We start from the raw sequence: 23976 nt of genomic DNA, 5'->3' as shown, positions 1-23976 counted from the left end.
CCTGGTTCAGAGAAAACGATCGGACTCTCGGGAGGAATTGGATGCTCGCCCTTAAAGGCGTCGAAGCCGGATACGGTAAACTGAAAATTCTGCGCGGTATTGATATGACCGTCCCCGACGGCGCGATCATTGCGCTGCTTGGCGGCAACGGCACCGGCAAATCGACACTATTGAAGGCGATCTCCGGACTGCTTCCTGTCTGGAGCGGCGAAATCCTGTTTGATGGCGAACCCATCCACAATAAACGGCCCCATGAAATCGTGCGTGCAGGACTGGTGCAGGTCACCCAGGGCAAGGATTCCTATCCCGGTATGACGGTCGAAGAGAACCTGATGCTCGGCGCCTTTTCGCGATCGGACCGGGCCGGCGTACGCGCGGATCTGGAAAAGGTCTACGGCTTCTTCCCAATCCTGAAGGAGCGGCGCAAACAGCTCTCGGGCCTGTTGTCAGGCGGTCAGGTGCAGATGCTGGTGGTCGGCCGGGGCCTGATGGCAAAGCCCAAAATGATTATGCTGGACGAACCCTCAGCCGCACTCGCGCCGAAAGTCGTCCTGGACATCTTCAAGCAGATCAACCGCATCAGCCGTGACCTGGGCATGACCATTCTAGTGGTCGAGCAGAACGTGCGGATGGCTTTGCTTCTCGCGAGTTACGGTTACGTGATTCACGACGGCAAAATTCACCTGGAAGGCGACGCAAAGGACATGATCGACGACGACGCGGTTCGCCTCGCCTATCTGGGCGGGACGGTGGCGGAAGTCGAAAGTCCGGCTCTACATCGCTAAGAGAGTTATCCGGCAAGCCGCTCTTAAGACAGACGCAGCGGCAAACCGGGCAACGGTACATGGAACGAAAGAGGTCTCTGCAATAAGAGGCCAGCAGGAACGGCGCAACGAATGTTATATGATTTTCTGATCGTCGGCTTATCGATAGGCATTCTCTACGGCCTGGTGGCGCTCGGCATTTCCCTGATCTATTCCGGCCTCGACATCGTGCATTTCGCCCATGGCGAAATCTTCATGTTCGGCGCCTTCTTCGGTTTGGTGCTGTACGATGAGGCCGGTTTCAATTATCCCATCACCCTTTTTGTCGCGATGATCCTGGCCGGCATCATGGGCGTGATAATCGAACGCGTGTTCTATCGGCGACTCACCTCGCAGGGTGGCGGCTACACCGTCGCCGGCATGGGCATGATTATCTGCGGTTTCGGCATGGCGATTATCCTGCAGAACATCGCCTTTCTGATCTGGGGCGCAAACGGCCGGCCTATGCACGTTAATTTCGGCATGCCGGTCGAGCTGGGCACCATCACCCTGCCGCAAAGCTATGTCTGGATCCTGGTGGTCTCGGTCGCCCTGATGGCGGTCCTGCACCTCTTTCTCAAGCACACCAAACTGGGACTCGCGATCCGCGCCGTCGCGGCCAACAAGGACATCGCCTATCTGATGGGCGTTAACGTGCCGCTGATGATTTCTCTGATCTTCGGGGTGGCCTGCGCGCTTGCCGCCGCGGGCGGCGTCCTGATCGCACCGATCAACTATGTGCAGGTCGAGATGGGATACCTGATGCTCATCAAGGCCTTCGCAGCCGCCGTGGTCGGCGGTTTCGGATCATTGCCCGGCGCCATTCTCGGCGGCCTCATGGTCGGTGTCTTCGAGACCCTTGGCGCCGCATACATTTCGGGCAGTCACAAAGACATCTATGCCTTTTTGCTTCTGATCTTCGTCTTGATGGTCAGGCCGACAGGACTGCTCGGCGTTGCCGCGAAGGTAAAGGCATAGAGACGATAGGGAGATCCAATTTCAAGGGCCATAATCAAGGGAGGAAAGAGAAAATGAAAAGACACATCCTGGGATTGACCGCCGCCGCACTGGCGTCCTCGGTCGCATTGAACAGCCTGTCCGCGGCTGAGATCCGGGTCGGCGCCACGATGCGCATGATCTCGGAGAACGGCCAGAAGTACGGTGAGATGGTGCAGGACGAATTCGACGCCATCAACGCCGCAGGCGGCATCAACGGCCATACCATCAAGCTTTCGCTGCTCAACGACGAGTGCAAATCGGATAAAGGCGTCGCCAACGCCAACAAGTTCATCCACCAGGAGAAAGTTCACCTCCTGATCGGATCGACCTGTTCCTCCGTGTCCCTGCCGATCGTCGACGTGACGGCGCAGGCGGAAGTTCCGCAGATCATCCCGCACTCGACCAACCATCAAATCACGCAAAAGGGCTCCGCCTGGGTTTTCCGGGTGCCAATTTCGGCGCGCTACTACAAAGGCGTCGTCGCCAAGTACGTCGGTGACAAGGTCGGCAAGAAGATTGCCTATCTCTATGCATCCGATGCCGCGGCGGTTTCCGATGCCGAGGGTCTGCAGTCTCAGATGAAAGAGCTTTACGGCGTCGATCCGGTCTATTCCGCGCAGGTGCAGGAAAAGGAAATCGACTTCCGTTCGCATCTGCTGAAGATCAAGGCGCTAAGCCCCGATGCCATCTTCATCGCGGCCCTGCAGGAGCCGATGGCGCGTGCGCTGGTGCAGTCCTACGAAGTAGGGCTTCCCGCATCGGTCAAGCGTCTGGCCAACTCGGTGGCTTCCAACGCGCCGGTTCCGGCCATGGCGGGCGACGCCATCAAGGGCGTGTTCTATACCGCGGCCTATTCGGACTCGGACGACCGACCGATCGCCAAGCTGTTCAACTCCATGGTCAAGCAGCGCTACGGCATCTCCAAGGTCGATCATGACTTCAGCCAGGCCTACGATCTGGTGCGCATCGTCGAGATCGCCCTGCGCAATGCCGATCTGAAGCTGGACGACGACAACCTAAAGGCCGACCGGACTGCGATCCGCGATGCCATCGCTGGCGTGAAGGACTACCAGGGTTTGGCCTCCGGCCCGATCTCCTTCTGCGCCGACCCGACGCCGGAGTGCCGGGACGGCAACCGGACGGTGGTCCTGATCGGCTACAAGAAGGGCGGCGAGGACTTTGAACTGGGCATTCTCGACCGCGTCACCATGCCGGTTGAGTTCGGGCTCGAGAAGTAAGCGGGAAATCAGGGCGAGGCCGTTCAGTCAGAGCGGCCTCCTCTGCCTCTTCAACAATCCTCATCCAAAAATAAGCTTCGAACGCAAAGGCAGCGAACAGGTTCATGAACGCACTGGTCCAAAAGAGTACCGCATCGTTGGACGCCTTGAAGCGCATCCATCCCCTGATGCCCTGGTTTGCTTCCTTTGTTCTTTTGTTGCCGCTACCGCTGCTGGCGTTGAACGACTATCAGATCTATCTGCTCAATGTGATCTGCATCATGATCATCCTGGCGACCGGCCTGAATATCGTTAAAGGCTTTTGCGGACAGGTCACGGTAGGCCACGTCGCACTTTATGCGATCGGCGCCTATACCTCGGGTGTTCTCTCGGTCAAGTTCGGAGTGCCTTTCTGGTTCTGCCTGCCGGCCGCGATCGCCGTCACGATGCTGGCCGGGGCCCTGGTCGGCATTCCTTCGTTCCGGCTCGAAGGCGCTTATCTCGCGCTCGCCACTTTGGGCTTTGCGCAATCGGTCGAGATCTATATCCGGGTCACAAACTATCTGGGCTCCGCCTCGGGCCTGGGCGGGATCGCCCCGCCATCCATCGGCAACTTCGTTTTCTACGACTATTTCCGCTACTATTATCTGGTCATGCCTTTCATGCTGATCGCAGTCTACGCTTCTTTCGCGATCCTGCGCTCGGCGACCGGGCGCGCCTTCATGGCGGTGCGCGAAGATGCGCTCTCCGCTGCCGCCACCGGCGTGAACGTGCGGCGCTACAAGCTGATCGCCTTCATGCTGAGTGCGGTTTACGCCGGGCTGGCCGGAAGCCTTTTCGCGCACATGGTGCCAGGCTATGTGCATCCCAACAACTTCACCGTCATCGAGATGGTCACTCTGTTGCTGATGGTCGTGCTCGGCGGCATCGGTAACATCTGGGGCGGCATCATCGGTGCGATCCTGGTCACGATCATCGCCGACCTGACCCGCGACTTTTACTTCTATCAGCTGCTGATGTTCGGCCTAGTGATCGTCGGCACAGTGCTCTTCATGCCGAAAGGCATCGGCGGCATCATCGACCGCTACTTCGTGAGCAAGCGTTTCGTGGCGGCGCGCGAAAAGACCGCGGAGCAGAAACGCGCCGAAGCCGCAGCCGCAAAGAGCGGGGAGTCCTGAACCATGACCACGCTTCTACAAGTCGACTCCCTCTGCAAGAGCTTCGGCGGTCTGCAAGCGATCAAGAACGTCAGCCTGGAGGTGGAGGACGGAGAGATCCGCGGTTTGATCGGCCCCAACGGATCCGGCAAGAGCACGCTCTTCAACCTCATTTCCGGTGTCTACAAATGCGACAGCGGTTCGGTCAGGTTCGACGGCGCCGACGTCACCAATTGGGAGCCGCACGATATCGCCGCCAAGGGCGTTGCGCGCACCTTTCAGCTGCTACGTATGTTCACTGAAATGACCGTGCTGGAAAACCTCATGATCGGTCAGCATTGCCACGTGCAGTACGGCCCCTTTGCAGCGGTGTTCGGCATCGGCCGCGTTGCCGCCGAAGAAAAGCGCCTGCGCGACGAGATGATGGAGCTGTTGTCCTTCATCGGCTTGGCCGATTTCGCCGAAGTGCCCGCGTCGGAAATGTCGATCGGACAGAGAAGGCTCCTGGCCCTGGGCCGTGGCATTGCCATGAAACCAAAATTGCTGATGCTCGACGAACCCGCCGCAGGCCTCTCGCCCGTGAACGTTGACAATCTGATGAGTATCATGGTGCAGCTGAAAAAGCGTTATGGCCTGACGGTGATCGTGGTTGAACACATCCTGAAGGTGGTCATGGACACCTGCGAACGGGTGACCGTTCTGGATCACGGAGAGAAAATCGCAGAAGGCAGTCCAGCGCATGTGCGCGACGACCACGCTGTCATTGAGGCTTATCTGGGCCGTGAAATGGATGACGAGGAAGTTCGTGCCGCCATGGCGGGCTGACGGAACGTCTTTCACCGACGGGCTACCATAGAATTTCTGTTTTCAGGAGTCCGGCCATGATCAATATCGGTCTTTTCGGCGCGGGTGTGATCGGCAGGGTTCATGCCGCAAACATCGCACAGTCCGACAACGCCCAATTGACCCACATCGTTGACATTCACGCCGAAACGGCCGAGGCCTTGGCGCAGACCTGCGGTGGGAAACCTTGTACAGACCCCGCGCAAGTCTTCGATGATCCATCGGTAGACGCGGTCATCATCGGTTCCAATACCCAAACCCACGCCGAATTTGTGATCGCTGCGGCGCGGTCGGGCAAAGCGATTCTTTGTGAAAAACCCATCGCCGAGGACTTGGCGAATGCTCGGCGTTGCATCGAAGTTGCCCGCAATGCTGGCGTCCTCGCAGTTACAGGGTTCAATCGCCGCTTCGATCGCAATCACCGGGCGCTGTGGAACCAAGTCCGCGAAGGACGCATTGGTCGCATGGATATGCTGCATCTCACTTCGCGCAGCGAAAAATTGCCTAAGCTGGAGAATGTGCCGGGATCAGGCGGCATGCTAAGAGAAAAAGGCACACACCACTATGATTTGGCCCGTTGGATCGCCGATGACGAAGCGGTTGAGGTCTTCGCTACGGGTGCCTGCCGGATCGAGAAAAAACTTGCCGATCACGGCGACCTCGACACCGCAATGATAATATTGCGTTTTGCCGGTGGTGCCTTTTGCCATTTCGATTTCAGCAGACAAACCAACTACGGTTGCGACGAACGGATAGAAGCTTTTGGCTCCGGCGGCATGCTCGAGTCCCGCCATCCCCAGGCTGGCAACCTGCGCTTTACTTCCGGACCTCAAATCGTTGAAAACGGCCTTCACCAAAGCTGGCTCGAGAGGTTTCGGGAGAGCTACTCGATTGAATTAGCCGCTTTTATTGAAGCCATCAAAACCGGCACATCATTCCTGCCGACACTCGAAGACGGACTCGCCGCACAGAAGATTGCCGAGGCCGTTGTCCGCTCGGTTTCAGAAAACCGACCGGTGCGCCTGGATGAATTCGACTGATTTCGCGCGCAGCAAAACGGCATTAGACACCGCATTCCACAAACAAAACGCATTCACCTTGAGCCTCGAACTCACACTCAAATCGTGAGGTGACGACCAGACCGCGCTCGTCGTCAGCGTATCTTCGTACAGATACAGACACTGTATGGTTTGAAAGCATAAAACATGCATTATATTACATAAAACACAAAATATTGAATTTGACATGTATCAAAATGCATGTAACGTGTAGACTATAAGAACAATAAAATGCTCAGGCTCAGAGTGCGACTGCTCTTGATTGCTTCAATCGCAAGCGCAAATCGCCCTCTGATAGATTAAATAGAGGCTGATTCACGCCTTGCTTTGATTCAAAGTGAAGCGATCAGGCTCTAACAGGGAGGAGAGAGAGATGAAGACTCGGGTCAAACTCGGGGTCGCTGTCGCTGCCAGCCTTATGCTCGCGGGCGGACAGGCAATGTCCAAGGAATACAAGGTCGGTGTCCTGCTGCCGTTCTCAGGCGTTTACGCCGGTCTCGGCGCACATATCGAAAACGGCTTCAAACTGGGCCTGGAGCACTATGGTGCAGATCTAGGCAGCGACACCATCACCATGGTGCGCTCCGATACCGAAGCCAAGCCGGCCGCCAGTCTCGCAAAAACCAAGAAAATGGTCTTGCAGGACAAAGTCGACGTGCTGGTCGGCGTCGTCTCCTCGGCCGTATTAGGCGGTATGCGGGACTTCGTGCATAATTCCGGCACTCCCCTGGTGGTAGCAAACGCCGGCAACGATCACATGACTGGTGAGAAATGCAGCCCGAATATCGTCCGGGTCTCCTTTTCCAACAGTCAGATCAATCGTCCGGTCGGCGGCTGGCTCGCCAAGCAGGGTGTCAAGACTGCCTATCTGATGGCACCCGACTACGCTGCGGGTCATCAGATGATGGAGGCCTTCAAGAAGACCTTTACCGAAGCGGGCGGCACGATCGTCGGCGAGGCCTATCCACCATTGCAGGGCACCAAAGACTACGGCCCCTACATCACGGCAGCCAAAGCGGCCAAGCCCGATGCGATCTACACGTTCTTCGCAGGTGGTGCAGCAATCACCTTCGTCAAGCAGTACCATGATTTCGGTGTCAAAAAAGACATCCCCCTCTACGGTGCGGGCTTCCTCACTTCGGCTGCCTACGTGCATGTTCAAGGCGAAGCCGCGGACGGCACCGTAGCGGCACTGCACTATGTCCCCGCCATCGATACACCTGAGAACAAAAAATTCCAGGATGCCTATCAGGCCGCCCATCAGAAGGTTGGGTCTGAGTTTGCGGTTGCCGGCTATGACGCGGCCCATCTGATCGTCCAGGCGATCAAGAAATCGGGCGGCGACAAGGACGCTTTCAAAGCTGCTTTGTCAAAGGCCGAATTCAACGGGCCGCGCGGTCCACTGCGCATCGATCCCGCCACCAACAACGTTGTCCAGAACATCTACCTCTTCAAGAACGAGTTCAAAGACGGCAAGGTGGTTCAGACGATCCTGGACACCATCCCGGATGTACAGGACGCGCCAAACGGCTGCTCGATGTAATCGACCGCCTTTTTCTTCCGGCCGGGGGCGCAGGTCTCCGGCCGGATGCGTTTTTACGCACCCCACTGTGATAAGATATGAAGCACGCAATACCGGGCCGGCATGTTTGCGGCTGGTTAAATCCAGTTCAATCTTCGACAAAGACTCAAGATACGAAGCCGAACAGAATCGTCCGTTGGAATTTTGAGAGAGTGACGTGCTGACAGATAGCGGATTTTGGTTCGTTCAGGTACTGAACAGCCTACAGCTCTCAATGTTGCTGTTCCTGCTGTCAGTAGGGCTAACGGTCATTTTCGGCTTGATGAACTTCGTGAACCTCGCCCATGGATCGCTCTATGCCCTAGGAGCACTGTTCGGCTATTCCATCGCGCAAGCGACCGGAGGTATGTGGCTTGCCTACCTTCTGGCACCCCTCTGCGTAATGCTGGTCGGCGCCATTCTCTACATTCTGATCATCGACCGTATGCGTAAGGCCGGACCCATGAAGCAGGTTCTGGTTACCTTCGGTTTGATTTTCGTTCTCCTCGACATTCAGCGCTATCTCTGGGGCACCGACCAGCTCGGGGTCACTAGCGGCATCCCCTTCTCGGGCAGCTTCGAGATCTTCGGTGAGATCTACCCCAGTTACCGGCTCTTTATCATCTGTGTCGGCCTGGTGGTTTTCGCTGCACTGTTTCTCCTGCTCGAACACACCCGATTGGGTGCTGAAGTCCGAGCCGGTGTCGACGATCCTGAGACTGCAAGCTGTCTCGGCGTGAATGTGGAGCGCACTTTTTTTGTGGTTTTTTTGATTGGCAGCGCACTGGCTGGGCTCGCAGGCGTCGTCGCCATGCCCGCGTTTTCTGCCGAAGCCGGCATGGGAGTTTCGATTCTGGTACCAACCCTCGTGGTGGTCGTAGTCGGCGGACTCGGCAGTCTGAAAGGCGCCTTCGCGGGGTCGCTGTTGATCGGCACGACACTGACCTTTGGGCAGGTGATTATTCCGAGCTTCGCCAGCATGCTGATGTATGCCTTGCTGGTTGCGGTGTTGCTGATCCGGCCGTCGGGCTTGTTCCCGGCGCGAGGTTAGGCTGATGCGAAGTTTGATAAGCTTCCGGCCAGCGCTTGCCGCCCTGACTCTGATTACGTTACTGATCTCCTGGACCAATGCCGAGTACTTTGGCATGGAAATTCTTGCAGAGATCGCTGTCCTCGCCTTGCTTGCCATGAGCCTGGACCTCCTGGCTGGATACACCGGCCTGGTGAGTTTGGGGCATGCAGCCTTGTTCGGATGCGGAGCCTACAGCTTCGCTGTCTTTACCGCGATTTGGGGTTGGCCGGCATCCCTTTCCATGGCGGCGGCCACACTCTTGACCGGGCTGGTGTCGTTGGTGGTTGGCGCTGTTGTGACGCGGGTGCAGGGCATCTTTTTTATTATGATTACCCTGGCGATCGGCGAGATGGGTTACGAACTTGTCTTCAAGACTCGCGCGCTGGGTGGCGATGACGGCTTGGCGGGCATTCCCAGGTTGGACCTTTCTGCCATAGGCGTGGATTTGAACGACCCCGGCATCTTTGCGCTGACACTGATTCTGCTTGTTGCCGTTGTCTATCTGTTGCTCTTACGGTTGCTTGGATCACCCTATGGTGCTGTGCTGACCGGTCTGCACGACAATGCGGGACGGATGCGCGCGCTGGGGTTGCCGGTGCAGCTCTACCAAACCAGTATCTTCGCTTTTTCGGGCGCACTCGCCGGTTTCGCTGGAACTCTAAGTGCCCAGCACACCATGTTTATCGCACCGCAACTGCTGCACTGGACGACATCCGGCGAGGTGCTGGTCATCGCTATTCTCGGCGGCCTGGGCACGTTGGTGGGCCCGATCATCGGCGCGGCATTAATCACCCTGCTCCGTCATGAACTGAGTGATCTGACCGATTATTGGGGACTCTGGCTTGGCCTGTTCCTGATCCTGGTCGTCATGGGGGGAAAGAACGGTGTCGTCGGCTGGTTGGAAGCCGGTTGGCGTTTTGTCGCGCGCCGTGGCGCCCAATCCAAGTCGACAGCCCGGAGGTCGAACGATGCTGCGGGCTGAACGGATTTTCAAATCTTTTGGGGCGCTGCAGGTCACGAAGGACGTATCTCTGGAAGTTCCCACCGGCAGGCGTCATGCCATCATCGGGCCGAATGGTGCCGGTAAAACGACGCTCTTCAATTTGCTGGCAGGCGAGCTCTTACCCGACGAAGGCCGCATTCTGATCGGCGAGCAAGACGTCACCCGCTTCGCACCAGACCGGCGTGCGCGCCGCGGCCTATCGCGCAGCTTCCAGAAGAATAATCTCTTCCTCAGCGGGACAGTGCGCGACAACCTGGTGCTGGCGGATATTGTCGCTCAAGGCTACGGCTTTCACTTCTGGCGTCGTTTGTCGGACAACCGTAGTGCCCAGGAAAAGACGGCAGCGATTGCCGAACAAATCGGTCTGGCCGAGTTGCTTGATCACGGCGTTTCGGAACTGTCGTACGGCGCGCAGCGCCAACTCGAAGTCGGCCTGGCTCTGATGGCCGCCCCCAAGGTGCTGTTGCTGGACGAGCCGACCTCGGGAATGAGCCCGGAAGAAACCGGCCGCATGCTGCAGCTCATCGACGACCTGCCGCGGGATTTGGCGGTGCTGCTGATCGAGCATGACATGGATCTGGTGTTCTCCCACGCTGATCGCATCACGGTGCTCAACTATGGCGAGATCCTGATGGAAGGAACGCCGCAGGAGGTGCGCGGTTCGGACATTGTTCAGGAAACCTACCTGGGCGGAAAGACGGCGCAGGAACAATGCTGAAGGTCGAGGGTATCCACAGTTACTATGGCGCCAGCCATATCCTGCATGGGGTTTCGCTGGACGTCGGCGAGGGTGAAGTCGTCTCTCTGCTCGGGCGCAATGGTGCAGGTAAAACCACAACACTGCGCTCCATCATTGGACTGACCCCACCGAAACAAGGCAGCATTCTCCTCAAGGGTGAGGAAACAAGCGGCCAGAAACCGCATGCGATGGCGCGCCGCGGCGTTTCTTACATGCCCGAGACCCGTGGGATCTTTCCGTCGCTTTCGGTCTATGAGAACCTGACGTTGGCGGAGGGGCGTCGGCCCGGCCCCTGGACCATCCCAAGGGTATTCGAGATTTTTCCACGCCTGGAAGCCCGACGGTCCAACGGAGGGGCTCAACTCTCCGGTGGTGAACAACAGATGCTCGCGATCGCCCGCGCACTTTTGCTCAACCCCGATTTGCTGCTGCTCGACGAACCGACCGAAGGTCTTGCCCCGATCATTGTACAGGACATCGAGGAACGCCTAGAGGCGATCAAGCACGAGGGCATGACCATCCTGCTGGTCGAACAGAACTTCCGCTTCGCGACCAACCTGGCCGACCGGGTTTACGTGCTCGGCAAGGGCGCCATTCAATGGTCGGGCTCGACAGCGGAGATCCTGGCCGACCAAGCCGTTCAAAAAACCTGGCTGGGCGTGTAACCGTTCCACCAAAGGTGAGAGAGGAAAGAGACATGGCACAAGCGGACTTCGAACGGGTCATGAGCGACGTCGCAGCGACAATCGGCGAACGTGCACTCGATGACGATCTGGCCGTCTTTCTCAACACGCAAATTCCGGCCGAAGGCGACGTCTTTCAGCAGGTCGAGGCCCTGTGCCGGGACGGAGAAGCGGAAGGCTGGCTGTGTGCGCGTGAGATGGGTGGCATACGCTTCGGACGGGCGATCAAACCCGGTGCTCAAGCTGGCCGCTTCTCCGTCGACGTGGTCCGCATGACTGACGTCAAAGGACCACACCACATTCATACTCAGGGTGAGATCGGCATGATCATGCCGGTTGAGGGCGACGCCAAATTCGACGACATCGAGCGCGGCTGGTACGTCTATCCCGCCGGCAGCGACCACTGGCCGACAGTTACTGGTGGCGACGCTTACATCCTCTATCTACTGCCCGACGGCGCGATCGAATTTACCGGGAAATAGAAAGCGGGAGGAAACGCTATGGACTATCCAAGAACCTACAACGCCGCTTCGGATTTCATCGACAGAAACATCACCGCCGGACGAAGCGATAAGGCCGCATTTATCGATCCGGAGCGAAGCCTGACCTACGGCGATCTCGAGAGCGAGAGCAGTCGCGCCGCCAATCTTTTGACCGCCCAGGGCATTGAGCGCGAAGACCGGGTGGCCATGTTGGTCCTCGATACGACCGACTTTCCGATCATCTTCTGGGGTGCAATCAAGGCCGGCGTTATCCCGGTCGCACTGAATACCTTACTGTCTACGGATCAATATCACTACATTCTCGATGACTCCCGTGCCAAGGTTCTGTTCGTTTCTGCGGCGTTGCTGGAAACGGTTGGGCCGGTGTTGGGAAAACTGCCGCAGCTCAAATCTATTTACGTCGTCGGCGGCGAGAGCGGCATACATGCCGATTTTACGGCGAGTTTGGAACAACAACCCGATAGCTTTGAGACGGTTGAAACCTGCGCGGACGAAACTGCTTTCTGGCTTTACTCATCCGGCTCCACCGGCATGCCCAAAGGCGTGCCGCACGTGCACACCAGCCTGATGGAAACCGCACGACTCTATGGGCAGGACGTACTGGGAATCCAGGAAGACGACGTTATCTATTCCGCTGCGAAGCTGTTCTTTGCCTATGGCCTGGGCAACGGCATGAGTTTTCCTATGTCAGTCGGCGCCACGACGATTCTCTTCCCTGGCCGCCCGACACCTGACGCCGTTCTGGAACTCCTGAAACAGCATCAGCCTACGATCTATTGCGGTGTCCCGACCCTCTATGCTGCGCTTCTGGCGCACCCGAACTGCAGCCGGGAACAAGCCTCTATGCGCTTGCGACGCTGCCTTTCGGCTGGCGAAGCACTGCCTGAAGAGGTTGGAAAGTCTTGGATGAAGGCAATGGAAGTGGACATCCTGGACGGCGTAGGCTCGACCGAGATGCTGCACATCTTCCTTTCCAACCGGCCTGACGACGTCGTCTATGGCACCTCGGGACTGGCGGTGCCCGGCTACGACTTGCGCCTTATCGATGAACAGGGTCAAGAGGTCGCGGACGACGAAGTCGGCGAGTTGCTGGTACGCGGTGCATCAGCAGCCAGTGGTTATTGGAATCAACGGGAAAAAAGTCGCCTGACGTTCGAGGGCGAATGGACCCGCACCGGCGACAAGTACACTCGCGATGCTGACGGCCGCTATCATTACTGCGGCCGCACCGACGACATGTTTAAGGTCAGCGGTATCTGGGTCTCGCCATTCGAAGTCGAGTCCGCCCTTATTTCACATGAAAGAGTTCTGGAGGCGGCGGTCGTGCCCTTCGACGACCCGGAAGGCCTGACCAAACCCAGAGCCTTCGTCATCCTTCAGAATGGTGTCGCGCCAGAGGGCATGTTCGAAACCTTGAAAGACCACGTGCAGACCAGTATCGGAAAATGGAAATATCCCCGCGACATCGTTTTCGTCGAGTCGCTGCCCAAGACCGCGACCGGCAAAATCCAACGCTTCAAACTGAGAGACTGACACACTATGACCCTCGAGGATGCCGGATCCCTGATCATCGATGATGCCGATCTCGAATACCGGATGATCGGTCCGCGTCCTGACGAGGCACCAACGATCGTGCTGCTGCACGAAGGCCTGGGCTGCACGGCCATGTGGCGTAATTTTCCAGAGCAGTTGGCCAGAGCGACCGGCCTTGGCGTCTTCGTCTATTCCCGCCAGGGGTACGGTGGTTCCTCTCCCTGCGAGGTGCCGCGATCGCTGGCTTACATGCATGATGAAGCAATCCAGGTTTTGCCGAAGCTGCTGGATGCCATCGGCTTTACGAGCGGTCTGCTGGTCGGGCATTCCGACGGCGCGTCTATTGCCGCGATCCATGCCGGCGCAATCGCCGACCCGCGGATCCTAGGGTTGGTCCTGATGGCACCGCACTTCTTTACCGAAGACATGGGCATTGCCGCGATCGCCGAAACCAAGGTGACTTTCGAAACGACGGACCTCCGCACACGCCTGCAAAAGTATCACGGCGACAATGTGGATTGCGCCTTCTGGGGCTGGATTGGCGCCTGGCTCGATCCCGAGTTCCGCAATTGGGATCTGCGTGACTTCCTGCCGACGATCACAGTGCCGGTGATCGTGCTGCAAGGTCTGGAAGATCAGTACGGAACCGCGGCGCAAGTTTGTTCTATCGAAGAACTCTGCGGCGGTGAGTTCGAGAGCCTCTTTCTATCGAACTGTGCCCATACGCCCTTTCGCGAACAACCGGAACAGACCCTTGCAGCGATCAGCCGATTCACTGCAACGCTGTTTGATGGAGACGAAGCAGCCAACATTCGGCAACAGAGGTAAAGGAGACATGGGAACTTCGATGGCGCTTACGCTCGGCACTCTCGGCAGCACCAGTCTTCCACTGGAGTGCCTTGCTTTGCCCAAATGCCCGCATCGTCCGGGAACCGGGACCACCCCGGAGGCAGCAGTGCTGGGGAAAGCCAAAGCAGCCAGCCCAGACGTCATCAGAGCGGAAGATTGGCCGGATAACATTCCGTATCGATACGGCTGGTCTCTCTTCGAGGCCGGCTTTTATTGGGAAGCGCACGAAGTTTGGGAAAGTGTGTGGCGGGCCAGCCGCCCCAATAGCGTCGAGAGGCTTTTTCTCAAAATGGCAATTCAAATGTCGAACGCTTGCCTAAAACGCGCGATGGGTAAGGATAAGGCCACCCGGAGGCTCACCCTTGAGATCAGCCGACTGTTGGAAGAACTGAAAGCTGTGCTTGGCGGAGGTGAGAGAAGTTACATGGGCGTCGACTTGAAGTTTTTTGAACAGTAAGTAGATTTATGCATTATATTGCTCTTAATGTGGATTTATACGATACATAATGCATTTTTCTGCTTGACCGAAGCCCGACCTGCACTACACTTCTCACCAAGAGCCGTGGAAGGCCAACTCGACACCAGTGCGCGCCACCAGACTGCGGTCGTCCTTGACGGAAACGGTCAAAAGCGCAAATCGCCCTCTGATACGTTCTGAGGAAAGACTGGTTACGTTTTCTTTGATCGAAAGAAAACAATCAGACTCTGGGCAGGCGAGCGGGATAAAGGGACGAAAAAGAGAGATGATCGATTTTCAAACGGACCCGTCGCGGTACCGGCACTGGCGCATTGAAACCGACGGTGCAGTCGCCAACCTGATCATGGATGTCGATGAAAAGGGCGGCCTCTTCGAAGGTTATGAACTTAAGCTCAATTCCTATGATCTGAGTGTAGACATCGAACTCGCCGATGCCATTCAGCGGCTGCGGTTTGAACACCCTGAAGTTAAGGTCGTCGTGCTACGTTCCGGCAAGGAAAAGGTCTTCTGTGCCGGCGCGAACATCCGCATGCTTGCGGGCGCGGCACATTCCCACAAGGTGAACTTCTGTAAATTCACAAACGAGACCCGCAACTCGATGGAAGACGCCAGCAACCACTCCGGCCAGTTCTACATCAGCGCCGTCAACGGCGCCTGTGCCGGCGGCGGGTACGAACTTGCCCTGTCCACCGAGTATATTATTCTGACCGACGATGGCTCTTCTTCCGTGGCTCTGCCAGAGGTTCCCCTGCTGGCAGTGTTGCCCGGTACGGGAGGCCTAACGCGGGTGACCGACAAGCGCAAGGTTCGCCGAGATCTGGCCGATGTCTTTTGCTCGATCGAAGAAGGCATCAAAGGCAGAAAAGCCGTCGACTGGCGTTTGGTGGACGAGACGGTACCAAATTCCCGTTTCGAGGAAACTGTCGCGGCCAAAACCGGGGCGCTCGCAAAAACATCCGATCGCCCAGATGGTGCAAGCGGCATCGAACTCGGTCCGCTGTCACGCACGCTGTCCGACGACGCCGTCACCTATTCGACCGTACAGATTGAGTTGGACCGGACCGCCGGACTGGCCACAGTGACCATCAAGGGGCCCGAAGACAGTCCACCGGCTTCTGCCGAAGAAATGACCTCGCAGGGCGATACCTTTTGGCCACTGCGGGCCGCGCGCGAACTTGATGATGCGATCCTTCATCTGCGCCTGAACGAGATGGAGCTGGGCGTTATCCAGTTCAAAACTGTCGGCGAGGGCACCAAGGTTGTCGCCTACGACGACTTTCTCGAATCCGAGAGCAGTCACTGGCTTGCCCGCGAGATCCTGCTTTATTGGCGCAGGGTCCTGAAGCGGGTCGACATGACATCGCGTTCCCTGGTGGCACTGATCGAGCCTGGCAGCTGCTTCGCTGGCACCTTGGCGGAACTTGCCTGGGCCTGTGACCGCTCCTACATGGCGATCGGTGCATTCGAAGGCGACAATCGCCCAGAGGCATCGCTGCAACTCTCGGCCGCCAACTTCGGCCGGCATCCAATGTCGAACGGGCTGAGCCGCCTGGAAACACGTTTTCTCGGCGAACCGGGAAAAGTCACTCAGATCCAGGAGCGGTTGGGCGATACACTCTCCGGCGAAGAAGCGGACGAACTTGGCCTTGTAACCTTCGCCTATGATGACATCGACTGGGAGGATGAAGTGCGGATCTTCCTGGAAGAGCGCGCGAGCTTCTCGCCGGACGCCATGACTGGCATGGAGGCCAACCTTCGCTTCGCGGGTCCGGAGACCATGGAAACCAGAATTTTTGGACGCCTTACTGCTTGGCAAAACTGGATCTTCCAGCGGCCTAATGCTGTCGGCGAAGACGGTGCGCTACGCCGTTACGGGAGCGGACAAAAGGCCGACTACAACATGGAGCGGGTTTAGCTTATCACCTCAAAAGAAATACAGGCCGCAGGGTAGGATTCGAAGGAACGACCGATGATCGATGCAAATTCCGTCAACTACGATACTATAATTCCGAACAACGTCGGCCTGTCGGAAGATCGCCGCGTCCTCAAAGCCCTGGAACGCTGGCACCCGGGTTACATCGACTGGTGGAAGGACATGGGTCCCGACGGTTTTCAGGATTCCATGGTTTACCTGCGTACCGCGATCGGCGTGGACCCCAAGGGTTGGGCCAAATTCGACTATGTGAAGATGCCGGAATACCGCTGGGGTGTCCTGCTGGCGCCACAGGAGGAAGACCGCAAGATTCCCTTCGGTGAACATCTGGGCGAACCGGCCTGGCAGGAGATCCCCGGCGAATATCGCGCCCTCCTACGCCGGCTTGTCGTGATCCAGGGCGATACCGAGCCCGCCTCAGTCGAACAGCAGCGCCACCTGGGCAAGACAGCGCCTTCGCTTTATGACATGCGCAATCTGTTTCAGGTGAACGTCGAGGAAGGCCGACACCTCTGGGCGATGGTCTATCTGTTGCAGAAGTACTTCGGCGCCGACGGCCGCGAGGAAGCCAATGAGCTGCTGCGACGCCGTTCCGGCGACGGCGACGCACCGCGCATGCTGGGTGCCTTCAACGAACGGACCGGTGACTGGTTGTCCTTCTTCATGTTCACCTTCTTTACCGACCGCGATGGGAAGATGCAGCTGGAAAGTCTGGCGCAGTCCGGCTTTGACCCGCTGTCTCGCACTTGCCGCTTCATGCTCACAGAGGAAGCACACCACATGTTCGTCGGCGAGTCGGGCATCGGCCGGGTCATTCAGCGAACCTGCGAAGCCATGAAGGCAGCCGGGATCGAGGATCCCAACGACGTCGCGAAGATCCGCGCCCTCGGCGTCATCGACCTCCCGACCTTGCAAAAGAAAGCGAACCTGCACTATTCCCTGTCCCTGGACCTCTTCGGCTCCGAGGTTTCGACCAACGCAGCCAATGCCTTCAATTCCGGAATCAAGGGTCGTTTCCACGAAACAAAGATCGACGACGACCACCGCCTGCTTGATTCAACCTACCCGGTGCTGAAGCATGTGGACGGCGAATTCAAGCTGGTCGACGAGCCGGCACTTTCGGCGTTGAACATGCGGTTGCGCGACGACTACGTGACCGACTGTGCGAAGGGCATCAAGCGGTGGAACAAGATTATTGAGAAGACCGGGGTCGACTTCGCACTGACCCTGCCGCATGCAGCCTTTCACCGGCAGATCGGCGAGTTCGCCAATGTATCCGTAACGTCCTCGGGCATTATCCTGCCAGAAGGCGAATGGAACCAACGCAAGGGCGAATGGCTGCCTTCGGTCGACGACGGCGACTTCATCCAGTCTCTGATGGTTCCAGCTACGGACCCCGGAACCTACGCCGGCTGGATCGCGCCGCCTCGGATGGGGATCGACAACCGCCCCGGCGACTTTGAGTACGTTCAGATCGCGGCATGAACGCGCCCCTCAAACAGCATCTGATCGATCCAGAGATCTGCATCCGCTGTGGAACCTGCGAAGAGACCTGCCCGATTGATGCAGTCACCCACAATGACGACAACTACGTTGTGGACGCTGAGATCTGCAATTACTGCATGGATTGCATCGCACCCTGCCCCACGGGCTCGATCGACAACTGGCGGATCGTCACCACGGCCTATTCGTTGGATGAGCAGTTCGAGTGGGACGAATTGCCTGATCAGGAAGAGTTGGCCAACGACGACGAAAGTGCTGCCAGTCTGGAAGCCCTGGAAGACGAGATCGACGCCCTCCTCGCCAAGGCTCATGAAGGCACTGGCGGAAAGGCGGTCGTGCCCGCCTCAGCCTCGAAACCGACCGTCAATCTCTTCCGCCGCGAACACGCCGCCATTGCAACAGTCCAAGGCAACTTCAGACTGACCAAGGACAATGTTGAAAACGACGTCCGGCATATCATCCTTGATTTCGGCGATACGGTCTTTCCCGTCCTGGAAGGTCAGTCGATCGCGATTACGCCGCCGGGCACCGATGGCGACGGCAAGGCGCACGACTCCCGGCTCTATTCGATTGCCAGTCCACGCGACGGAGAACGCCCGAATACCAACAACATTGCCTTGACGGTCAAGCGCGAGCCCGGCGGGCTCTGCTCAAACTATCTTTGTGATTTGAAAAAGGGTGACCGGGTCGAGGTCACCGGCCCCTTTGGTTCGACCTTCCTAATGCCGAACGATCCCATGGCGAACATTATCATGATCTGCACCGGGACGGGATCGGCACCCTTCCGCGGGTTCACGGAACGCCGCCGCCGCGCCATGCCGGAGGCTCCCGGTAGCATGCTGCTGTTCTTCGGGGCGCGGCAACCGGACGAGTTACCCTACTTCGGGCCTCTGTCTAAGGTCCCCAAAGAACTTCTAACGCAGCACCTTGTTTATTCCAGGCTTCCCGGTCAGCCCAAGGAATACGTTCAAGACCGGATCCGGAACTGCCCGGATGAGGTTTCCGGGTTGCTCAAAGACGAGCGGACGCATATTTACATCTGCGGCCTGAAGGGCATGGAAACCGGCGTCGACGAAGCGCTGGCGGACATCTGCCGCGCCGACGGCCTGGACTGGGCCGATCTCAAACCGACGCTGCGCACGACGGGACGCTATCATGTCGAAACTTACTGACGCACGCGGCATAAAGGCGCCGACTGAAACACACGATATCGACGCCATTCGCGAGCTTCCGTCGGGTCCTTTCGTTCATGACATCACCGTTGGATGGGGTGACTGCGATCCGGCTCAGATCGCATATACCGCAAACATCCCGGCCTGGTCTCTGCAGGCGATCGAAGCCTGGTACAAAGCCTGTCTGGGTGTGGACTGGTACGCCATCAATCTCGACAACGGTATCGGCACGCCCTTCGTCCATCTCGACTTCGACATGGTTTCTCCGGTAACGCCGCGTTCTGTTCTTGCCTGTAGGGTTTATGTGCGCCGTATCGGACGCTCGTCCCTTGCGCACCGCGTGGAGTGTTTTCAGGGCGAACGATTGTGCTTCACCGGTCAAACGGTTGCAGCCTTCGTCGCTGCCAGCAGGATGCAGCCGGTGTCAATTCCGCCAAACATGCGGGAATCGATCAAACACTACGCGGAGCGACAGGAACGGCCGCTGGAGGCAAGGGCGTGACAGAGCGTAACGATCAACCGCCCAGTACTCCGACCGGCGATACAACAGAGGGACTGGAGAACAGCGCCCAGCGTTTCCTGCAGGAAGTCGGCGCCAGGGTCCGCAATGCACGGACACGTCACGGCATGTCGCGCAAAGTACTCGCACGTGAATCCGGTGTTTCCGAACGCTACCTCGCACAGTTGGAAACCGGCAGCGGTAATATTTCGATCCTTTTGTTACGCCAGGTGGCCGACGCAACCGGCCTGAAGCTGCAGGATCTGGTTGCGGAAGCCGATCAAGACGCACCGGAACTCATGTCGATCCTCGAGTTGGCGCGCAGAGCAAGCCCTGCGCAAAGAGAGGAGATCATCAGCAGTCTGACTGAATTGCTGGATCAGTCGGGCGCCAACCTCAAGGCATCTCGCATCGCCCTGATCGGGTTGCGCGGAGCGGGCAAATCGACCTTGGGCCGTCTGGTCGCCGAAGATCTCAAGATTCCATTTATCGAACTCAACCACGAAATCGAGCATGACAGCGGCCTGGCGATTCCGGAAATCTTCGCCCTCTACGGTCAAGACGGTTACCGGCGGTTGGAGCAGCGTTGCCTGCGATCGGTCATTGACCGTCACAACAAGGTCGTGCTCGCCGTCGCAGGTGGTATCGTGGCCGAAGCCAACACCTATGACATGCTTCTCAGGTCGTTCCATACGGTCTGGCTGCAGGCCAGCCCGGAGGAGCACATGAACCGGGTACGCGCCCAAGGTGACCGACGCCCCATGGCCGGAAATCCTGCAGCAATGAACGACTTGCGTTCGATCCTGGAAAGCCGGCAACAACTCTACGCAAATGCCGAGGCCAGCTACAACACCAGCACGAAGACAGTCACGCAATGCCGTACTGAATTGACCAGGCTTTTGTCCAACCGTCTAGCAAGTTAAGACCTTCATGCGGCAAGATCGACGCACCGCAGCATCCATGTAAGCTTCGAACGTTTGATCAGCGCATTTCTGCGCCATGTCGTTTTTTTAAAAAATCCAAAAACTATTTCGATCTTCCAGGAATTTTTTTTCCATCGCAGGTGTTGTTCAAACGCGGCGATCAAGCCGGCCGGATTCTTTCAAAGCTACGGGGCCGCTCAGGCAGAGCGAACCAGCGATATAAAGCAAAGGATTTCAGAATGACACTTAAAACTTTCAAAGCGATCGGATTGGCCGGCGCCCTGATGATAGCGACGGCCGGCGCCACAGCGAGTGCTGCCCCATTCGTTTTTCGGGCAACCGGTGGCGGCGTCGCTCAGACTTTTGCGGACTTTCAAACTGCCGCAGGTGATCCGAACAACGGCAATGCACTGGGTCCCATCGACGACGGCCGGCGCCAGATAAACTGGGACGCCGGTATCGTTCCCTTCAACATGCCAGGTCTGTTCTTCAATGAAGTGGTCACACGAGGTGCGGGCTTTTCAATCGATAACGGCGCCGATCAATTCGCGGTAAGCAATGATGGGATCGACGACAAGTTCAACAGCTTCAATCCCGATTACGTGAACCAGTTCGCAACCTTCAGCGCGCCACGCCTTTTCACGCCGGTGAACAGCAATACGGTGACCGTTGGTTTTTTCGTTTCTGGAACGGAAATTTTAGCTGAAGTCAACGCGTTCGGTGCGGTCTTCACCGATGTCGACCTGCCGAACTTGACCCAGATGGAATTCCTTGACGCCGACGGCGAGGTTCTACTGAGCGAGTTCGTCGACGTAGCATCGGGTGATCTCAGCTTCCTGGGAGCAGACTTCGGCGAGGAAACCTTCTCCTTCGTGAGGTTGACCCTGGGCAATGCGATCCTTGGAGCCGACGACGGTAACGGACAGGATGTGGTTGTTCTCGATGATCTGATCTACAGCGAACCGCAGGCAAGGGCGCAGGTGCCCGAGCCTGCGACGGCGTCTTTGTTGTTGCTGGGTCTTGGAGGCCTGGCCTTCGCACGCAGAAAAAAGGCCCGCATGACGCCAATCTCGTAACGTAGGTCGCCGCAGACAGATAAAAACACTCAGCTAGGATGGCTGTTCCGAAACCGGTTGGTTTTGGACCTGTTTCGCTCTGCGCGAAGCAGGTCCTTCCGCATGCCAATAGCAAAATGACCTACGGCTTGATCCATGCGCTATTTCGCTTTGACGAACGCACACAGGCGTCGATGAAACGCATACCGTCCAAGCCGTCGGTGACCGTGGGGAAAAGCACACCTTTTGGAGTTTTACCGTTCTTCTTACGGTGGGCGCGGATGGCGGCAGCGGCTTCAGTGTAGATATTGGCGAAGCCTTCCAGGTAACCTTCCGGATGACCGGGTGGAACCCGCGTGACCCGTCCGGCAGCATCGATAGACCCGGCGCCGCCACGGGTGATCAGCCGCTTGGTTTGGCCGAAGGGTGTGAACCAAAGCTGGTTGGGATGCTCCTGCTCCCATTCCAGGCCACCCTTGGTGCCGTAGATCCGCAGTTTAAGGGCATTCTCATTGCCGGGCGCCACCTGGCTCGACCAGATCATACCTTTAGCGCCGCCCTTAAAACGCAGCATGACGTTCGCATTGTCGTCGACCTGACGCCCCTTCACGAAGGAATCCAGGTCCGCACAAAGACTTTCGGTTTCAAGACCACTGACAAAAGTAGCAAGGTTCCATGCATGAGTGCCGATATCGCCGATGCAGCCTCCAGCACCGGTCTGTTTCGGGTCGGTGCGCCAAGCTGCCTGCTTCTGCCCGCTGGCCTCGATCTTTTCAGTCAACCAGTCCTGCGGATATTCAGCCTGGACCACACGAAGCGTCCCAAGCTCGCCCTTTCGCACCATCTCCCTCGCCTGCCGGATCATTGGATAACCGGTGTAGTTGTGAGTGAGCACGAAGAGCTTGCCGGTTTTTTTGACCAGCGCCGCGAGTTTCTTGGCGTCGGCCAAAGATGAGGTCAACGGCTTATCGCAGATGACATGAATGCCAGCCTCCAAGAAGGCCTTGGCCGGAGGGTAGTGCATATGATTGGGCGTGACGATCGCAACAGCCTCAATGCCATCAGCACGGGCCGCCTCGGCTTTCGCCATCTCTAGGTAAGAGCCGTAAGCGCGTGTGGGGGCCAGACCAAGATCGAGTCCGGAGGCATGAGCCTTTTCGGGGTCGACCGAGAGCGCGCCAGCCAGGAGCTCGTAATGCCCGTCCAGGCGCGCCGCGATCCGATGCACGGCACCGATGAAGGCATCGCGCCCGCCGCCGACCATGCCAAGCCGGATAGGTTCTTTGTTTGCTGCCGCCATGATCCGGTCTCCCTATTCGATACCCAGCATGCGCCGGTTGGCTGCTTCGTCAGTCCCAGCACCGGCGAAGTCATCAAAGGCCTTTTCCGTCACACGGATGATATGATCGCGCACGAAAGCGGCACCTTCACGTGCACCGTCTTCCGGATGCTTCAGGCAACATTCCCACTCCACCACGGCCCAGCCGTCAAAGTTGTTCGCGGCCATCTTGGCAAAAATCCCAGTGAAATCGATCTGCCCATCGCCGAGTGAACGAAAGCGTCCCGCCCGATCGGTCCAGCTTTGGTAACCCGAATAAACCCCTTGACGGCCGGTCGGATTGAACTCCGCATCCTTGACGTGGAACATCCGGATCCGGTCTTTGTAGATATCGATGAAGTCCAGATAGTCGAGACACTGCAAGGCAAAGTGCGAGGGGTCATAAAGAATGTTGCAGCGCGGGTGATTGCCGGTTTGCTCCAAGAACATCTCAAAGGTGATGCCGTCGTGGAGGTCTTCGCCTGGATGGATCTCATAGCAGACGTCGACACCGCAGTTTTCCGCCTCATCGAGGAGAGGCTTCCAACGTTTTGCCAGCTCGGCAAATGCCGTTTCAATTAGACCGGCGGGCCGTTGGGGCCAGGGATAGATGTAGGGCCAGGCCAAGGCACCCGAAAAGCTGGCATGCGCCGTAAGACCCATATTCTTCGAGGCCTGCAGCGCCAGCTTGACCTGATTGCTCGCCCATTCCTGCCGCGCCTTGGGATTGCCACGCACTTCGGGTGCAGCAAAGCCGTCAAAGGCTTCATCATAGGCCGGATGGACGGCAACGAGCTGGCCCTGCAGATGGGTGGAAAGTTCGGTCACATTCACACCGTTACCCTCGGCGATCCCCTTCACCTCTTCGCAGTAATCTTGCGAGCTGGCGGCCTTTTCCAGATCGAAAATGCGGCCATCCCAAGAGGGTATCTGCACGCCGATATAACCGCAGTCCGCCGCCCATTTCGTGATGGCATCCCAGGAGTTGAACGGTGCCTCGTCTCCGGCAAACTGCGCCAGAAATAGTGCGGGTCCCTTAATGGTGGTCGACATGCTTTTCTCCCTTACACTTGCG

Annotated in this window: 23 protein-coding genes; 21 read left to right on the top strand and 2 right to left on the bottom strand. The window is 57.8% G+C overall.

All coding sequences use genetic code 11. The features are described 5' to 3' along the window. The first annotated feature begins 41 nt into the window (after positions 1-41). The 21 genes from QMZ18_RS04960 to QMZ18_RS04860 all read left to right on the top strand — a co-directional run bounded on the left by QMZ18_RS04960 (position 42) and on the right by QMZ18_RS04860 (position 21604). Entirely contained in the window at positions 42-785 is a 744-nt protein-coding gene (locus QMZ18_RS04960) for an ABC transporter ATP-binding protein (protein WP_282605116.1), read from the top strand. A gap of 111 nt (positions 786-896) precedes the next feature. After that, on the top strand, positions 897-1781 hold the full coding sequence (locus QMZ18_RS04955; RefSeq protein ID WP_282605115.1) for a branched-chain amino acid ABC transporter permease: 885 nt from the start codon (positions 897-899) through the stop codon (positions 1779-1781). Positions 1782-1834: 53 nt separating this feature from the next. Then, complete coding sequence (locus QMZ18_RS04950) at positions 1835-3040, top strand: ABC transporter substrate-binding protein (protein WP_282605114.1); 1206 nt, start codon at positions 1835-1837, stop codon at positions 3038-3040. A gap of 104 nt (positions 3041-3144) precedes the next feature. Then, a complete protein-coding gene (locus QMZ18_RS04945) occupies positions 3145-4197 on the top strand; it encodes a branched-chain amino acid ABC transporter permease (protein ID WP_282605113.1) in 1053 nt (350 codons plus the stop codon). A 3-nt stretch (positions 4198-4200) separates the two neighbouring features. Continuing rightward, positions 4201-5001, top strand: a complete 801-nt coding sequence (locus QMZ18_RS04940; protein ID WP_282605112.1) for an ABC transporter ATP-binding protein — start codon at positions 4201-4203, stop codon at positions 4999-5001. Between the two features lie 56 nt (positions 5002-5057). Next, positions 5058-6059, top strand: a complete 1002-nt coding sequence (locus tag QMZ18_RS04935) for a Gfo/Idh/MocA family oxidoreductase (protein ID WP_282605111.1) — start codon at positions 5058-5060, stop codon at positions 6057-6059. Between the two features lie 391 nt (positions 6060-6450). Continuing rightward, complete coding sequence (locus QMZ18_RS04930) at positions 6451-7620, top strand: ABC transporter substrate-binding protein (protein ID WP_282605110.1); 1170 nt, start codon at positions 6451-6453, stop codon at positions 7618-7620. Between the two features lie 196 nt (positions 7621-7816). Then, positions 7817-8689, top strand: coding sequence for a branched-chain amino acid ABC transporter permease (locus QMZ18_RS04925; protein WP_282605109.1), 873 nt, complete (start codon positions 7817-7819; stop codon positions 8687-8689). Between the two features lie 4 nt (positions 8690-8693). Continuing rightward, positions 8694-9692 (top strand): branched-chain amino acid ABC transporter permease, encoded by a 999-nt coding sequence (locus tag QMZ18_RS04920; RefSeq protein WP_282605108.1) that lies wholly within the window; start codon positions 8694-8696, stop codon positions 9690-9692. Then, positions 9679-10431: an ABC transporter ATP-binding protein gene (locus QMZ18_RS04915; RefSeq protein WP_282605107.1), complete on the top strand. Its 753-nt coding sequence runs from the start codon at positions 9679-9681 to the stop codon at positions 10429-10431. Before QMZ18_RS04920 ends, QMZ18_RS04915 begins: the two co-directional genes overlap by 14 nt. Further along, positions 10425-11117: an ABC transporter ATP-binding protein gene (locus tag QMZ18_RS04910; RefSeq protein WP_282605106.1), complete on the top strand. Its 693-nt coding sequence runs from the start codon at positions 10425-10427 to the stop codon at positions 11115-11117. The genes QMZ18_RS04915 and QMZ18_RS04910 overlap by 7 nt, the downstream gene beginning before the upstream one ends. Before the next feature lie 32 nt (positions 11118-11149). Continuing rightward, positions 11150-11617: a DUF4863 family protein gene (locus QMZ18_RS04905; RefSeq protein WP_282605105.1), complete on the top strand. Its 468-nt coding sequence runs from the start codon at positions 11150-11152 to the stop codon at positions 11615-11617. 18 nt (positions 11618-11635) lie between these two features. Continuing rightward, entirely contained in the window at positions 11636-13171 is a 1536-nt protein-coding gene (locus QMZ18_RS04900) for a benzoate-CoA ligase family protein (protein ID WP_282605104.1), read from the top strand. 6 nt (positions 13172-13177) lie between these two features. After that, positions 13178-13999 (top strand): alpha/beta fold hydrolase, encoded by an 822-nt coding sequence (locus QMZ18_RS04895; RefSeq protein ID WP_282605102.1) that lies wholly within the window; start codon positions 13178-13180, stop codon positions 13997-13999. A gap of 19 nt (positions 14000-14018) precedes the next feature. Next, positions 14019-14477, top strand: a complete 459-nt coding sequence (locus QMZ18_RS04890) for a DUF309 domain-containing protein (RefSeq protein WP_282605101.1) — start codon at positions 14019-14021, stop codon at positions 14475-14477. Positions 14478-14763: 286 nt separating this feature from the next. Next, the gene (gene boxC, locus QMZ18_RS04885) at positions 14764-16413 is read left to right on the top strand and encodes a 2,3-epoxybenzoyl-CoA dihydrolase (RefSeq protein ID WP_282605100.1); all 1650 of its coding nucleotides are present in this window, start codon (positions 14764-14766) and stop codon (positions 16411-16413) included. 54 nt (positions 16414-16467) lie between these two features. After that, entirely contained in the window at positions 16468-17916 is a 1449-nt protein-coding gene (gene boxB, locus QMZ18_RS04880) for a benzoyl-CoA 2,3-epoxidase subunit BoxB (protein ID WP_282605099.1), read from the top strand. Continuing rightward, complete coding sequence (gene boxA, locus QMZ18_RS04875; RefSeq protein ID WP_282605098.1) at positions 17913-19106, top strand: benzoyl-CoA 2,3-epoxidase subunit BoxA; 1194 nt, start codon at positions 17913-17915, stop codon at positions 19104-19106. Before boxB ends, boxA begins: the two co-directional genes overlap by 4 nt. Then, complete coding sequence (locus tag QMZ18_RS04870) at positions 19090-19608, top strand: thioesterase family protein (protein WP_282605097.1); 519 nt, start codon at positions 19090-19092, stop codon at positions 19606-19608. The genes boxA and QMZ18_RS04870 overlap by 17 nt, the downstream gene beginning before the upstream one ends. Continuing rightward, complete coding sequence (locus QMZ18_RS04865; RefSeq protein ID WP_282605096.1) at positions 19605-20528, top strand: helix-turn-helix transcriptional regulator; 924 nt, start codon at positions 19605-19607, stop codon at positions 20526-20528. The genes QMZ18_RS04870 and QMZ18_RS04865 overlap by 4 nt, the downstream gene beginning before the upstream one ends. 239 nt (positions 20529-20767) lie before the next feature. Further along, positions 20768-21604, top strand: a complete 837-nt coding sequence (locus tag QMZ18_RS04860; protein WP_282605095.1) for a PEP-CTERM sorting domain-containing protein — start codon at positions 20768-20770, stop codon at positions 21602-21604. A 121-nt stretch (positions 21605-21725) separates the two neighbouring features. On the opposite strand, the gene QMZ18_RS04855 is transcribed toward QMZ18_RS04860, so the two are convergent. Continuing rightward, positions 21726-22883, bottom strand: coding sequence for a Gfo/Idh/MocA family protein (locus QMZ18_RS04855; protein WP_282605094.1), 1158 nt, complete (start codon positions 22881-22883; stop codon positions 21726-21728). 12 nt (positions 22884-22895) lie between these two features. Continuing rightward, positions 22896-23954, bottom strand: a complete 1059-nt coding sequence (locus tag QMZ18_RS04850) for a sugar phosphate isomerase/epimerase (protein ID WP_282605093.1) — start codon at positions 23952-23954, stop codon at positions 22896-22898. Between the last annotated feature and the right edge of the window lie 22 nt (positions 23955-23976).

It is taken from the genome of Pelagibius sp. Alg239-R121 (assembly GCF_947331435.1).
GTDB lineage: Bacteria > Pseudomonadota > Alphaproteobacteria > Kiloniellales > Kiloniellaceae > Denitrobaculum.
Note: the sequence above shows the minus strand (reverse complement) of the source record. Positions and strands in the feature narration are given on the sequence as shown.

Bases quoted from the DNA above. Each gene is read 5' to 3' on its own strand.
- QMZ18_RS04960 (WP_282605116.1), top strand. From the start codon at position 42: ATGCTCGCCCTTAAAGGCGTCGAAGCCGGATACGGTAAACTGAAAATT.
- QMZ18_RS04955 (WP_282605115.1), top strand. From the start codon at position 897: ATGTTATATGATTTTCTGATCGTCGGCTTATCGATAGGCATTCTCTAC.
- QMZ18_RS04950 (WP_282605114.1), top strand. From the start codon at position 1,835: ATGAAAAGACACATCCTGGGATTGACCGCCGCCGCACTGGCGTCCTCG.
- QMZ18_RS04945 (WP_282605113.1), top strand. From the start codon at position 3,145: ATGAACGCACTGGTCCAAAAGAGTACCGCATCGTTGGACGCCTTGAAG.
- QMZ18_RS04940 (WP_282605112.1), top strand. From the start codon at position 4,201: ATGACCACGCTTCTACAAGTCGACTCCCTCTGCAAGAGCTTCGGCGGT.
- QMZ18_RS04935 (WP_282605111.1), top strand. From the start codon at position 5,058: ATGATCAATATCGGTCTTTTCGGCGCGGGTGTGATCGGCAGGGTTCAT.
- QMZ18_RS04930 (WP_282605110.1), top strand. From the start codon at position 6,451: ATGAAGACTCGGGTCAAACTCGGGGTCGCTGTCGCTGCCAGCCTTATG.
- QMZ18_RS04920 (WP_282605108.1), top strand. From the start codon at position 8,694: ATGCGAAGTTTGATAAGCTTCCGGCCAGCGCTTGCCGCCCTGACTCTG.
- QMZ18_RS04915 (WP_282605107.1), top strand. From the start codon at position 9,679: ATGCTGCGGGCTGAACGGATTTTCAAATCTTTTGGGGCGCTGCAGGTC.
- QMZ18_RS04910 (WP_282605106.1), top strand. From the start codon at position 10,425: ATGCTGAAGGTCGAGGGTATCCACAGTTACTATGGCGCCAGCCATATC.
- QMZ18_RS04905 (WP_282605105.1), top strand. From the start codon at position 11,150: ATGGCACAAGCGGACTTCGAACGGGTCATGAGCGACGTCGCAGCGACA.
- QMZ18_RS04900 (WP_282605104.1), top strand. From the start codon at position 11,636: ATGGACTATCCAAGAACCTACAACGCCGCTTCGGATTTCATCGACAGA.
- QMZ18_RS04895 (WP_282605102.1), top strand. From the start codon at position 13,178: ATGACCCTCGAGGATGCCGGATCCCTGATCATCGATGATGCCGATCTC.
- QMZ18_RS04890 (WP_282605101.1), top strand. From the start codon at position 14,019: ATGGCGCTTACGCTCGGCACTCTCGGCAGCACCAGTCTTCCACTGGAG.
- boxC (WP_282605100.1), top strand. From the start codon at position 14,764: ATGATCGATTTTCAAACGGACCCGTCGCGGTACCGGCACTGGCGCATT.
- boxB (WP_282605099.1), top strand. From the start codon at position 16,468: ATGATCGATGCAAATTCCGTCAACTACGATACTATAATTCCGAACAAC.
- boxA (WP_282605098.1), top strand. From the start codon at position 17,913: ATGAACGCGCCCCTCAAACAGCATCTGATCGATCCAGAGATCTGCATC.
- QMZ18_RS04870 (WP_282605097.1), top strand. From the start codon at position 19,090: ATGTCGAAACTTACTGACGCACGCGGCATAAAGGCGCCGACTGAAACA.
- QMZ18_RS04860 (WP_282605095.1), top strand. From the start codon at position 20,768: ATGACACTTAAAACTTTCAAAGCGATCGGATTGGCCGGCGCCCTGATG.
- QMZ18_RS04855 (WP_282605094.1), bottom strand. From the start codon at position 22,883: ATGGCGGCAGCAAACAAAGAACCTATCCGGCTTGGCATGGTCGGCGGC.
- QMZ18_RS04850 (WP_282605093.1), bottom strand. From the start codon at position 23,954: ATGTCGACCACCATTAAGGGACCCGCACTATTTCTGGCGCAGTTTGCC.